This window comes from Burkholderia metallica, from assembly GCF_001718555.1.
GTDB lineage: Bacteria > Pseudomonadota > Gammaproteobacteria > Burkholderiales > Burkholderiaceae > Burkholderia > Burkholderia metallica.
Window position 1 is genome coordinate 584762 of sequence record NZ_CP013401.1, and the last position, 12735, is coordinate 597496.

Below are 12735 nucleotides of genomic sequence, written 5' to 3' on the forward strand. Positions count from 1 at the left end.
ACTGAGTGAACGTTTTCTTCGAGGAATCGGGCAGTTTCAAGGCGGGCAGCGTGCTGTCGCGCCAGGGCGACGCGTTTCAGGTCGAGTTGCCCGGCGGGCGGCGGGCCAAGGTGCGCGCGAAAGACGTGCTGATCGAGTTCGACAAGCCGGCCGCCAGCGAACTGATGCAGGAGGCCGACACGGCCGCGCAGCAGATCGATCTGGATTTCCTGTGGGAATGCGCGCCGGCCGACGAGTTCGCGTATACGTCGCTGGCCGCGGAATACTTCGGCGCGACGTACGGCCCGGTCGAACGCGCGGCGCTCGTGCTGCGCCTGCACGGCTCGCCCGTCTACTTCCGCCGCAAGGGGCGCGGCCAGTATCAGCGTGCGCCGGAAGAGCAGCTCAAGATGGCGCTCGCGTCGCTCGAGCGCAAGCGCCAGCAGGCGCTGGTGCAGGTGCAGTATGAAGAGGAACTGAAGGCCGGCAGGCTGCCGGACGCGTTCGCGGGCAAGGTGCTCGGGCTGCTGACGCGACCCGACAAGAACTCGATTGAATACAAGGCGATGGAAGCGGCGGCCGGTGCGCGCGGCGTATCGCCGGCGCGGCTGATGCTCGACTGCGGCGGCATCGCGTCGCCGCGCGCACTGCACGAGGCGCGCTTTCTCGCGGAGTTCTTCCCGCACGGCACCGGCTTTCCGGCCGTCACCGTCGGCCCGCTGCCGGACGATCTGCCGCGCGCGGACGTCGAGGCATTCTCGATCGACGACGTCACGACGACCGAAATCGACGACGCGTTCTCGGTCGAGCACCTGTCCGACGGCCGCGTGAGGATCGGCGTGCACATCGCGGCGCCGGCGCTCGGCATCGTGCGCGGCGACGCGGTCGATGCGATCGCGCGTGCGCGCCTGTCGACGGTCTACATGCCGGGCGACAAGATCACGATGCTGCCGGACGACGTCGTCGACGTGTTCACGCTGAAAGAGGGCGATTACCGCCCGGCGCTGTCGCTGTACATCATCGTCAACCGCGAAACGCAGGAAATCGTCGCGAACGAAACGCGCGCCGAGCTCGTGTTCGTGAAGAACAACCTGCGGCACAACCACCTCGACGAACTCGTCACCGAAGAGACGCTCGCGGCCGGCACCGGCGACTATCCGCACAAGGACGACATCGCCGTGCTGTGGCCGCTCGCGCAGGCGCTGTTCGAGAAGCGCCAGGTCGCGCGCGCGGGCTACGGCCTGAAGCGCGAGGTGCAGCGCAACACCGACTACAACTTCTACGTCGAAGGCGAGCACGTGTCGATCACGCCGCGCCGCCGCGGGTCGCCGCTCGACCTGATCGTGTCGGAGCTCGCGATCCTCGCGAACTCGACCTGGGGCGCGTTCCTGCACGACCACACGGTGCCGGGCATCTACCGCTCGCAGCGCGGCTTCGGCGCACCGGGCCCGAAGCGCACGCGGATGCAGACGACGGCCGCGCCGCACGAAGGGCTCGGCGTCGCGCAGTATGCGTGGAGCACGTCGCCGCTGCGCCGCTATGTCGACCTCGTGAACCAGTGGCAACTGCTCGCGTGCGTGCAGCACGGCGTCACTGCGAAGCTCGCCGCGCCGTTCAAGCCGAAGGACGCCGATCTGTACGCGGTTGTGCAGGGTTTCGACGATACGTATACGGCCTATGCCGACTACCAGCGCCGGATGGAATATTTCTGGTGCCTGCGCTGGCTCGCGCAGGAGCAGAAGAAGCAGGTCGTCGCGAGCGTCGTGAAGGGCGATCTCGTGCGCCTCGAGGAAATTCCGCTGCTGCTGCACGTGCCGGGGCTCGGCGTGCATGCGCGCGGCACGCGCGTGCTGCTCGACGTGATGTCGCTCGACGAGCTGACGATCGAGGCGTCGGTGCGGCTGCTGAACGTGCTCGACGCGCCGACCGTGACGAGCGGCGACGCGGCCGACGACGAGGATGACGCCGAAGGCGGCGACGACACGCTGGTCGACGCGGAAGACGCGTCGGCGGAAACCGAGGCCGAAGCGCTGGCGGAAGCGGACGGCACGGCCGCCGGCGAGAACGGTGAAGGCGGCGAAGCCGCGAGCGGCAATGCCGACGAAGCGGGGCGCGCATCATGAACGCGGTTGTGTCGAAGCGCGGCGCCGACCGCTACGTGGTGTTCGGCAATCCGGTGGCGCACAGCAAGTCGCCGTTCATTCACACGCAGTTCGCCGCGCAGACGGGCGAGCCGGTCGACTATACGCACCGGCTCGCGCCGCTCGACGGTTTCGACGCCGCGGTGCGCGCGTTCGTTGCCGAAGGCGGCCGCGGCGCAAACGTGACCGTGCCGTTCAAGCTCGAAGCGCATGCGCTGGCCGACACGCTGTCGCCGCGCGCGGCGGCGGCGGGTGCGGTCAATACGCTGCGCATCGACGCCGACGGCCGCGTCCACGGCGACAACACCGACGGCGTGGGCCTCGTGCGCGACATCGAAACGAATCTCGGCGTGTCGCTGGCAGGCGCACGCATCCTGCTGCTCGGCGCGGGCGGTGCGGCGCGCGGCGTCGTGCTGCCGCTGCTCGACCGCGCGCCGCTGTCGATCTCGATCGTGAACCGCACCGCGAGCAAGGCCGAAGCGCTCGTCGGCCAGTTCATGCAGGCCGCGCACGATGCGGGCTGCACGCTCGCGGGCGGCGGCCCGGACGTCGTGCGCGCGGCGCCGTACGACGTGGTGATCAACGCGACGGCCGGCAGCCTCGATGCCGCGCTGCCCGAGTGCGACGCGGCTGCGTTCGGCGCGGGCACGCTCGCGTACGACATGATGTACGGCGCGCAGCCGACGGTGTTCATGCAGCATGCGGCGTCGCTCGGCGCGCGCACGGCCGACGGGCTCGGGATGCTCGTCGAGCAGGCGGCCGAATCGTTCTTCATCTGGCGCGGCGTGCGGCCGGACGGCGCACCGGTGCTGGCGGCGCTGCGCCAGGCGCTCGCGGCGAGCTGAGCGGAGCGCGGCACGTGGCGGCAGTGAGCGGCACGCAGCACACGCGGACGGTGAGCCCGACCCGCTGGATCGTCTATGCGGGATCGGTGTTCGCGGGTGCGTGGCTCGCCACGCAACTGTTCTATCTCGCGCAGATCGCGCTGTGGTCGTTCGTGAACCCGGGCTCGACCGCGTTCATGCATACCGACGCGTGGTGGCTGTCGCGCGCCACGCCGCCCGCGCAGATCCAGCACCAGTGGGTGCCGTACGACCAGATCTCGCGCAACCTGAAGCGCGCGCTGATCGCGTCGGAAGATTCGACCTTCGCGACCAACAACGGCTACGACGTCGACGCGATCCTGCAGGCGTGGGAGAAGAACAAGGCGCGCGGCCGGATCGTCGCGGGCGGCTCGACGATCACGCAGCAGCTCGCGCGCAACCTGTTCCTGTCGCGCGAGAAGAGCTACATCCGCAAGGGGCAGGAGCTGATCATCACGTGGATGCTCGAAACCGTGCTCGACAAGGAGCGGATCTTCGAGATCTACCTGAATTCGGTCGAGTGGGGGCGCGGCGTGTACGGCGCCGAAGCGGCCGCCCGCTATTACTACAGGATTCCCGCGAGCAGGCTCGGCGCGTGGCAGTCGGCGCGTCTCGCGGTGATGCTGCCGAAGCCACGCTGGTTCGACGCGCATCGCGGCTCGGCGTACCAGGCGCAGCGCGCGGCCGTCATCGCCCGCCGGATGGGCGCGGCGGAACTGCCGCAATCGGAGTAAGCGGCGCGCTCCCGCCGTTGCATCGACCGTTTCGCCGTCCGGGCATCACGCGCGGGTCGTTGCTGCGCTGCAGCGCATGCATGTCGCGCGCATGTCGGGCCACATCCTTTAGACGAATCCGTCTATTTCGTTTTGCTGATCAATGCCGGCCGCCGCTCGATTTTGTTAGTCGATATGGCACGAAATTCGGCGATTTTTAGTCGTCCCGGATAAACGCGAAACGTCGATGAAAGGCACGTGAAATGCAACGTTTCGCGAATCGAAGCATTCCTGAAAGGTGTGCACCGCACCGCTCGCCGGCCAAATATTTCAAAATTTTTCAAAGCTGACGGGCTCGCGTATATTGGCCGGCGCCTCGGCTTATCGGCCGCAATCGAGGCGGGGGGCGGCTTATCCGGCTGCTCGACACGAAAAACATCCGAGAGAAGGAAAGCAACGATGCCAGCGAGCAAAGCGAAGCTGTTGTTGGGGGTGGTGTTTTCTTCGCTGATTCTGACGGCCTGCAACGACGACGTGACATCGTCCGCCGCCGCGAGCGCCGACAATTCAGCCGATCCCGGTCAGGTGGACCGGGCGTACAACGATCCGAACCGTTATTCGTCGAGCGCGAACGCGTCGCTCGACGCCTCCGCCGCGGTCGAAAAGGCCGCCGTCACGCATCACCAGATCACGCTGAACGGCAAGACGATCCGCTACACGGCCACGGCCGGCCACCTCGTCGCGCGCAATCCGCAGACCGGCGCACCCGAAGCGTCGTTCTTCTACGTCGCCTATACGGCCGACAACCAGCCCGCGGCGAAGCGGCCCGTCACGTTCCTGTACAACGGCGGCCCCGGCTCGGCGTCGGTGTGGCTGCATCTCGGCTCGTTCGGCCCGCGGCGGATCCAGACGGGCGACCCGAACGCGAACACGTCGACGTTCCCGTTCGTCGACAACCAGGAAAGCCTGCTCGACACGACCGACCTCGTGTTCGTCGACGCGATCGGCACCGGCTTCTCCGAAGCGGTCGCGCCGAACACGAACCAGACGTTCTGGGGCGTCGACCAGGACGGCGCCGCGTTCCGCGATTTCGTGACGCGCTACCTGAGCGTGAACCAGCGCAACGCTTCGCCGAAATACCTGTTCGGCGAATCGTACGGCACGCCGCGCACCGACGTGCTCGCGAACCTGCTCGAAACGGCCGGCGTGAAGCTCGACGGCATCGTGCTGCAGTCGTCGATCCTGAACTACAACACGAACTGCGACATGGCGAGCGACTACATCGGCAACTCGAACAACGGATCGAGCCCGGTGAGCTGCGCGGGCTTCGTGCCGTCGTACGGCACCGTCGGCGCGTACTACCAGCTCGACAATCCGAACCCGTCGAACCTGCCGCAGTACGCGGACCAGATGCGCCTGCTGACGGCCGGCAGCTACGCGCCCGCCGTGAACGCGTACCTGGCGAGCCATACGCCGCCGCCGCCGTCCCTCGTCACGACGATGGTGAATTCGACCGGCGTGAAGCAGTCGCTGTGGAATGCGGACTTCAACGTGGTGCCGACCTTCTTCGACAACAGCTTCCAGCTGGCGCTGCTCCCGGGCACGCTGATCGGCCGCTACGACGCGCGCGTGAACGTGCCGGTGTCGAGCCCGCTGGCCGCCGACGGCGACCCGTCGAGCACGTACATCACGCAGCCGTTCACCGACACGATCGGCAAGTACCTGCCGAACGAGCTGAAGTACACCGCGCAGTCGGCGTATTCGTTGAGCAGCAACGCGATCAACACGTGGGACTGGACGCATGACGGCCTCGCGATGCCCGACACGATTCCCGATCTCGCCGCGGCGCTCGCGCTGAATCCGCAGCTGAAGGTGCTGTCGCTGAACGGGTATCACGACATCGCGACGCCGTTCTACCAGACCGAGCTCGACCTCGCGCGGCTCGGGACGCAACCGAACCTGACGATCAAGGACTATCAGGGCGGACACATGGTCTATCTCGACGATACGTCGCGTCCGCAGGAGAAAGCCGACCTCGTGACCTTCTACAACACGGCCGCGCACTGATGCGATGCGCAACGCAGGCGACGAGCGCTTTCGGTGGCGCCGCGCCTGCCGTCGACGACCTCATTCCAGACTGGAGCCTGATATGAAGAATCGTTTCATCGTCGTTGCCGCGGCGCTTGCCTGTGCCGGCGCCGCACTATCCGTATCCGCGTTCGCGCAGGCGAGCGACGCCGCCGCGCCGGCGCGCGCGCGCCAGGCGCAGCTCGGCGATCCGTACGTGCCGCCGGCCGCCCGCAAGCCGACCGCCGGCACGCAGACGACCGGCGCCGCGCTGCACGCGCAGGTGGTGCGCAAGCTCGCGCGGCAGTTCAGCGCGGCCGACGCGCAGAACACGGGTTCGATCACCGAGGCACAGGCCCGCGCGGCCGGCCTCGGCTACGTCGCGAACCACTTCCGGCAGATCGACTCCGGCGGCAGCGGCCGCGTGTCGTTCGCGGACGTCCAGCGCTACATGCAGGCACGCAGCACGACCAGCCAGCAGTAAGCGCGCGCCGCGTTGAGCAAACGGGGGCGGAACCTGCGACACGGCGGGTTCCGCCCCCGTGCGCATGGCGACGCCGTTGCGTCGCGGACGCGGCGGCTTCGAGCCGAATTCTCATTATCTGGGCAACGCATTCAAATATTGGAGACGAGTGCGTGCGCTCCTACAATCCGAAGCACATCGACAGCTTCGGACCCACGCATCGCGCGGCGCCCGACGCATACGGAGACACCTTCCATGAAGTTCGTCGGGCGCTTTACTCGGTGCATCGACCGCCGCCTCGTCGCGATGCCGGACCCCGTTCCGGCGGCGCGCGAACGGCTTCACCGATTCCGTTGAAGAAGCCCGCCCCATGACCAAGATGCCCGACACACTTGCATTCGACGCCCGGCGCGCGACGCGGGACGATGCGTCGCTGACCGACAGCATCGGCGCGACCAGCACGCCGCTCGACCTCGCCGCGCAGCAGGCCGGCACGCAGACGCTGCTGCGCGGCCTCGCGATCCTCGAGGCGATCGCGAACGGCGCGCGCGACATGCGCGCGATCGGCGCCGCGCTCGGCACGACGCGCAGCACGACGCATCGCCTCGTCAGCAGTCTCGTGCAGGCGCGCTATCTGCGCCAGGTGCAGGGTGGTTATCTGCTCGGCCCGAAGCTGATCGAACTCGGCACGATCGCGCTCGAGCAGATGCCGCTCACCGCGGTCGCGCGCCCGCACCTCGAAGCGCTCGCGGAAGCGACGCTCGACACGATCCATCTCGGCGTGCGCGACGGCGACGACGTGCTGTACATCGACAAGATTCCCGGCACGCGCGGCCTCGAGATGCGCTCGCGCGTCGGCCACCGGATGCCGCTCGCGTCGACCGGCATCGGCAAGGCGATGATGCTCGACACCGATCCCGACACGTGGCGCTCGCTGTTCGAGGCCGCCCGGCGTGCGCTCGCCGGCGTCAGCTTCAAGCCGGACAACCGGCCCGACACGAGCGCGTTCCTGCAGCGCATGGCGCATTACGCGGCCGGCGGCTACACGTTCGACCTCGAGGAGAACGAGGCGTCGATCCGCTGCGTGGCCGCGCCGATCCGCGACGCGTCGGGGGCGATCGTCGCGGCCGTGTCGGTCGCGAGCACGATTCCGTACATGCCGCACGACCGGATGGACGAACTGATTCCGCTCGTGCAGCGCGAAGCGCGAGCCATTTCCGCGGAACTGGGCTGGAGCCCGCCGCAGGGTACCCGCAGGATCAAACGATGACGACTTCGACCCGGCCCGCTCCGGATGCCAGCTCCGCCCTCCCGTCGCTGATCGCGCTCGACTGGGGCACGACGTCGCTGCGCGCGTACCTGTACGACGCGCACGGCGCGATCATCGACACGCGCAGCCGCGCGGCGGGCGTGATGCACGTCCCGGGCAGCGGCGCGCGGGCGTTCGACGCGGTGTTCGAGGAAGCGTGCGGCGACTGGCTCGACCGCACGCCGGGCCTGCCGGTGCTCGCCGCCGGAATGGTCGGCAGCGCGCAGGGCTGGCGCGAGGCGCCGTACGTCGCGGTGCCGGCCGGCGCCGACGCGCTCGTCGCGGGTCTCCTCACCGTGACGACGTCGCGCGGCGCGACGCTGTCGATCGTGCCGGGCGTGATCGCCACCGGCGAATTGCCCGACGTGATGCGCGGTGAAGAAACGCAGATAGTCGGCGCACTCGCGCATGATCCCCTGCTTGGCGCGGATCGTTCAGGGGTCCTGATCGGCTTGCCGGGTACCCATGCGAAATGGGCGTGGGTGAGGGACGGGCTGATCGAGCGCTTCCAGACCTTCATGACGGGCGAGCTGTTCGCGGTGCTGCGCGACCACACGATCCTCGGCCGCACGATGCGCGCCGGCGCGTCGCCCGATCGCGCGGCGTTCGTGCGCGGCGTCGCGGTCGCGCGCGGCGCGCGGCACACGGGGCTGCTCGCGACGATCTTCAGCACGCGCACGCTCGGCCTGACCAACCGGCTCGCACCCGATGCGCAGGGCGACTACCTGTCCGGCCTGCTGATCGGGCACGAGCTCAACGCGCTCGATGCGATGCTCGCGGAGCGCGGCATCGCGCTCGCGGACCAGCCGCTGCTGCTGATCGGCGACGACGGCCTGTGCGCGCGCTACACCGATGCGCTCCGGGAATTCGGCCACCCGCACGCGCGCGTCGTCGCGCATGCGACCGAGCACGGCCTGTGGCGGATCGCGTCGCGCGCCGGGCTCGTGCGCGCGGACGGCGAGCCCGTCTGCGCCAACCCATGAACTGCTTGCAGAGGAACCTTCGATGCCGTCCGACCTGACCTTGCCCGCACCGTACACGCCGCACGCCGCACTGATGCGCGCGTTCGACGCGTGCCCGCTGATCGCGATCATGCGCGGGGTCCAGCCTGCCGAAGCGGCCGACCACGGCCATGCGCTGTACGAAGCCGGCTTCCGGATCGTCGAGGTGCCGCTCAACTCGCCCGATCCGTTCGACAGCATCGCCGCGCTGCGGCGCGCGCTGCCCGACGACATGATCGTCGGCGCGGGCACCGTGCTGCGCGCCGAATATGTCGATCGCGTGCAGGATGCGGGCGGCGCGCTGATCGTGATGCCGCACAGCGACGCGGCCGTGATCCGCCGCGCACGCGAGCGCGGCCTCGCGAGCGCACCGGGCGTCGCGACGCCGACCGAAGCGTTCGCCGCGCTCGCGAACGGCGCCGACGTGCTGAAGCTGTTCCCGGCCGAGCAGCTCGGCGTGCAGGTCGTGAAGGCATGGCGCGCGGTGATCGACCGCGCGGTGCCGCTGATTCCGGTCGGCGGGATCACGCCCGAGAACATGCAGCCGTTCCTCGACGCCGGCGCGAACGGTTTCGGGCTCGGCTCGGCGCTGTATCGCCCCGGCCAGTCGGCCGACGCGACCGCGGCGAATGCGCGCGCGTACCAGGCCGGCCTGCGGGCGGCGCGCGGCGGAGCCGCATGATGGGCCGTCTTGCGGACAAGGTCGCGATGGTGACGGGCGCGGGCCGCGGCATCGGCGCCGCGATCGCGCGCGCGTTCGTTCGCGAGGGCGCGGCCGTCGCGCTCGTCGATCTCGACTTCCCGCAGGCGCAGCGCACGGCCGCCGCGATTGCGCACGACCTCGCCGGCGCGCGCGTGCTGCCGCTGCAGGCGGACGTCGCGCGGCAGGACGCGGTGCGCGATGCGCTGGCGCGGACCGAGGCGGCATTCGGGCCGCTCGACGTGCTCGTGAACAACGCGGGCATCAACGTGTTCGCCGATCCGCTGACGATGACCGACGACGACTGGCGCCGCTGCTTCGCGGTCGATCTCGACGGCGTGTGGCACGGCTGCCGCGCGGCGCTGGAGGGCATGGTCGAGCGCGGTCGCGGCAGCATCGTGAACATCGCGTCGACGCACGCATTCAGGATCATCCCGGGCTGCTTTCCGTACCCGGTCGCGAAGCACGGCGTGCTGGGCCTCACGCGTGCGCTCGGCATCGAATACGCGGCGCGCAACGTGCGCGTGAACGCGATCGCGCCGGGCTACATCGAGACGCAGCTCACGCGCGACTGGTGGGACGCGCAGCCCGATCCGGCCGCCGCGCGCGCCGACACGCTCGCGCTGCAGCCGATGAAGCGGATCGGCCGGCCCGAGGAGGTCGCGATGACGGCCGTGTTCCTCGCGTCGGACGAGGCGCCGTTCATCAATGCCGCATGCATCACCGTCGATGGCGGGCGGGCGGCGCTGTATCACGACTGACGCAACGATTCGAAAGACCGCACGTGCGACGGCCGCGCGCACGCTGCGTCGAAACCAACAAGCGGCTGCATCCTGTTCGATGAAAACAAGGAGACACTGGAGATGAAACGCAGAACGTTCGTCACGCTGGCCGCTGCGGCCGCGGTGGTACTGGGTAGCCCGGTTGCGCACGCGGCCGACCCGGTCAAGATCGGCTTCCTGGTGAAGCAACCGGAAGAGCCGTGGTTCCAGGACGAGTGGAAGTTCGCCGAAATCGCGGCGAAGCAGAAGGGTTTCACGCTCGTGAAGATTGGCGCGCCGTCCGGCGAGAAGGTGATGAGCGCGATCGACAACCTGTCCGCGCAGAAGGCGCAGGGCTTCATCATCTGCACGCCCGACGTGAAGCTCGGGCCGGGCATCGTTGCGAAGGCGAAGTCGCACAACCTGAAGATGATGACGGTCGACGACCGCCTCGTCGACGGCGCGGGCAAGCCGATCGAGTCGGTGCCGCACATGGGGATCTCCGCGTACAACATCGGCAAGCAGGTCGGCGACGGCATCGCGGCCGAGATCAAGAAGCGCGGCTGGGACATGAAGGACGTCGGCGCGATCGACATCACGTTCGAGCAGTTGCCGACCGCGCATGACCGCACGAGCGGCGCGACCGACGCGCTGGTGGCCGCCGGCTTCCCGAAGGCGAACGTGATCGCGGCGCCGCAGGCGAAGACCGACACCGAAAACGCGTTCAATGCGGCGAACATCGCGCTCACGAAGAACCCGCAGTTCAAGCACTGGGTCGCGTACGGCCTGAACGACGAGGCCGTGCTCGGCGCGGTGCGCGCGGCCGAAGGGCGCGGCTTCAAGGCGGACAACATGATCGGGATCGGCATCGGCGGCTCCGACTCGGCGTTGAACGAGTTCAAGAAGCCGCAGCCGACGGGCTTCTACGGCACCGTGATCATCAGCCCGAAGCGCCACGGCGAGGAAACCTCGGACCTGATGTACACGTGGATCACGCAGGGCAAGGCACCGCCGCCGCTGACGCTGACGACCGGCATGCTCGCGACGCGCGAGAACGTGTCGAAGGTGCGCGACGAGATGGGGCTCGCATCGAAGTAAGCGGCCCGCCGGCTGCCGCGGCGATGCGGCGGCCGGCGGTCGATCGATCAGGAAGTGGGGAGACGACGTGTCAGCGGCACTGCGTTTTGACAATATCGGCAAGGTATTTCCCGGCGTGCGCGCGCTCGACGGCATCTCGTTCGACGTGCATGCGGGCGAGGTGCATGGCCTGATGGGCGAGAACGGCGCGGGCAAGTCGACGCTGCTGAAGATTCTCGGCGGCGAATACCAGCCCGATGCGGGCAGCGTGCTGGTCGACGGCCAGCCCGTGCAGTTCGCGAATGCGGCCGCGTCGATCGCGGCCGGCATCGCGGTGATTCACCAGGAGCTGCAGTACGTGCCCGACCTGACGGTCGCGGAAAACCTGCTGCTCGGCCGCCTGCCGAATGCGTTCGGCTGGGTGAAAAAGCGCGAGGCGAAACGCTTCGTGCGCGAGCGGCTCGCCGCGATGGGCGTCGACCTCGATCCCGACGCGCGGCTCGGACGGCTGTCGATCGCGCAGCGGCAGATGGTCGAGATCTGCAAGGCGCTGATGCGCAATGCACGCGTGATCGCGCTCGACGAGCCGACCAGCTCGCTGTCGCACCGCGAGACCGAGGTGCTGTTCAAGCTCGTCGACGACCTGCGTGCGCAGGGCCGTGCGCTGATCTACATCTCGCACCGGATGGACGAGATCTACCGGCTCTGCGATGCGTGCACGATCTTTCGCGACGGGCGCAAGATCGCGTCGCACGAAGCGCTGGCCGACGTGCCGCGCGAGCGGCTCGTCGCCGAGATGGTCGGGCGCGAGATTTCGGACATCTACCATTACGCGCCGCGCGCGCTCGGCGACGTGCGCTTCGCCGCCGAAGGCATCGACGGCCCGGCACTGCGCGAACCCGCGAGCTTCTCGGTGCGCGCGGGCGAGATCGTCGGGTTCTTCGGGCTCGTCGGCGCGGGCCGCAGCGAACTGATGCGGCTCGTGTACGGCGCGGATCATCGACGCGCGGGCGTGCTGACGCTCGACGGCAAGCGCATCGACGTGAAGCGCACCGGCGACGCGATCCGCCACGGCATCGTGCTGTGCCCCGAGGACCGCAAGGAAGAAGGGATCATCGCGATCGCGTCGGTCGCGGAGAACATCAACATCAGCTGCCGCCGCCATTCGCTGCGCGCGGGGCTCTTCATCAACCGCAGGGTCGAAAGCGAAACGGCCGACCGTTTCATCCAGCGGCTGAAGATCAAGACGCCGAACCGGCGCCAGAAGATCCGTTTCCTGTCGGGCGGCAACCAGCAGAAGGCGATCCTGTCGCGCTGGCTCGCGGAGCCCGACCTGAAGGTCGTGATCCTCGACGAGCCGACGCGCGGGATCGACGTCGGCGCGAAGCACGAGATCTACGACGTGATCTACCGGCTCGCGGAGCGCGGCTGCGCGATCGTGATGGTGTCGTCGGAGCTGCCGGAAGTGCTCGGCGTGTCCGACCGCATCGTCGTGATGCGCGAAGGCCGGATCGCCGGCGAGCTGCCGCGCGAGCAGGCGAACGAACACGCGGTGCTGAGCCTCGCGCTGCCGCAGACGAGCGCGGTCGAGGCGGCCTGACGCTTAATACGACATTCGAATCGAACACGCGCGGCGAGCGCCGCGCGATGCAGGAGCAGGA

At 68.8% G+C, this 12735-nt stretch carries 11 protein-coding genes; all 11 read left to right on the top strand.

Translation table 11 applies throughout. The features are described from left to right. The first annotated feature begins 5 nt into the window (after positions 1-5). The 11 genes from WJ16_RS02670 to araG all read left to right on the top strand — a co-directional run bounded on the left by WJ16_RS02670 (position 6) and on the right by araG (position 12674). Entirely contained in the window at positions 6-2102 is a 2097-nt protein-coding gene (locus WJ16_RS02670) for a ribonuclease catalytic domain-containing protein (protein WP_069255722.1), read from the top strand. Then, on the top strand, positions 2099-2965 hold the full coding sequence (aroE, locus tag WJ16_RS02675) for a shikimate dehydrogenase (RefSeq protein ID WP_069255723.1): 867 nt from the start codon (positions 2099-2101) through the stop codon (positions 2963-2965). Before WJ16_RS02670 ends, aroE begins: the two co-directional genes overlap by 4 nt. Positions 2966-2979: 14 nt before the next feature. Beyond that, on the top strand, positions 2980-3717 hold the full coding sequence (mtgA, locus tag WJ16_RS02680) for a monofunctional biosynthetic peptidoglycan transglycosylase (protein WP_069255724.1): 738 nt from the start codon (positions 2980-2982) through the stop codon (positions 3715-3717). Between the two features lie 438 nt (positions 3718-4155). Beyond that, positions 4156-5763, top strand: coding sequence for a S10 family peptidase (locus WJ16_RS02685; protein WP_069255725.1), 1608 nt, complete (start codon positions 4156-4158; stop codon positions 5761-5763). Between the two features lie 82 nt (positions 5764-5845). Continuing rightward, positions 5846-6247, top strand: coding sequence for an EF-hand domain-containing protein (locus WJ16_RS02690; RefSeq protein ID WP_069255726.1), 402 nt, complete (start codon positions 5846-5848; stop codon positions 6245-6247). A 349-nt stretch (positions 6248-6596) separates the two neighbouring features. Further along, positions 6597-7496, top strand: coding sequence for an IclR family transcriptional regulator (locus WJ16_RS02695; protein ID WP_069255727.1), 900 nt, complete (start codon positions 6597-6599; stop codon positions 7494-7496). Then, positions 7493-8518: a 2-dehydro-3-deoxygalactonokinase gene (locus tag WJ16_RS02700; protein ID WP_069255728.1), complete on the top strand. Its 1026-nt coding sequence runs from the start codon at positions 7493-7495 to the stop codon at positions 8516-8518. Before WJ16_RS02695 ends, WJ16_RS02700 begins: the two co-directional genes overlap by 4 nt. Before the next feature lie 22 nt (positions 8519-8540). Then, entirely contained in the window at positions 8541-9218 is a 678-nt protein-coding gene (locus tag WJ16_RS02705; RefSeq protein WP_069255729.1) for a 2-dehydro-3-deoxy-6-phosphogalactonate aldolase, read from the top strand. Next, on the top strand, positions 9218-9997 hold the full coding sequence (locus WJ16_RS02710) for an SDR family oxidoreductase (protein ID WP_069255730.1): 780 nt from the start codon (positions 9218-9220) through the stop codon (positions 9995-9997). Before WJ16_RS02705 ends, WJ16_RS02710 begins: the two co-directional genes overlap by 1 nt. A 102-nt stretch (positions 9998-10099) precedes the next feature. Further along, on the top strand, positions 10100-11095 hold the full coding sequence (locus tag WJ16_RS02715) for an arabinose ABC transporter substrate-binding protein (protein WP_069255731.1): 996 nt from the start codon (positions 10100-10102) through the stop codon (positions 11093-11095). A 67-nt stretch (positions 11096-11162) separates the two neighbouring features. Next, positions 11163-12674, top strand: coding sequence for an L-arabinose ABC transporter ATP-binding protein AraG (gene araG / locus WJ16_RS02720; RefSeq protein WP_069255732.1), 1512 nt, complete (start codon positions 11163-11165; stop codon positions 12672-12674). The last annotated feature ends 61 nt before the right edge of the window (positions 12675-12735 follow it).

Coding starts and splice junctions, on each gene's coding strand:
- aroE (WP_069255723.1), top strand. CDS start 2,099: ATGAACGCGGTTGTGTCGAAGCGCGGCGCCGACCGCTACGTGGTGTTC.
- WJ16_RS02685 (WP_069255725.1), top strand. CDS start 4,156: ATGCCAGCGAGCAAAGCGAAGCTGTTGTTGGGGGTGGTGTTTTCTTCG.
- WJ16_RS02690 (WP_069255726.1), top strand. CDS start 5,846: ATGAAGAATCGTTTCATCGTCGTTGCCGCGGCGCTTGCCTGTGCCGGC.
- WJ16_RS02695 (WP_069255727.1), top strand. CDS start 6,597: ATGACCAAGATGCCCGACACACTTGCATTCGACGCCCGGCGCGCGACG.
- WJ16_RS02700 (WP_069255728.1), top strand. CDS start 7,493: ATGACGACTTCGACCCGGCCCGCTCCGGATGCCAGCTCCGCCCTCCCG.
- WJ16_RS02705 (WP_069255729.1), top strand. CDS start 8,541: ATGCCGTCCGACCTGACCTTGCCCGCACCGTACACGCCGCACGCCGCA.
- WJ16_RS02710 (WP_069255730.1), top strand. CDS start 9,218: ATGGGCCGTCTTGCGGACAAGGTCGCGATGGTGACGGGCGCGGGCCGC.
- WJ16_RS02715 (WP_069255731.1), top strand. CDS start 10,100: ATGAAACGCAGAACGTTCGTCACGCTGGCCGCTGCGGCCGCGGTGGTA.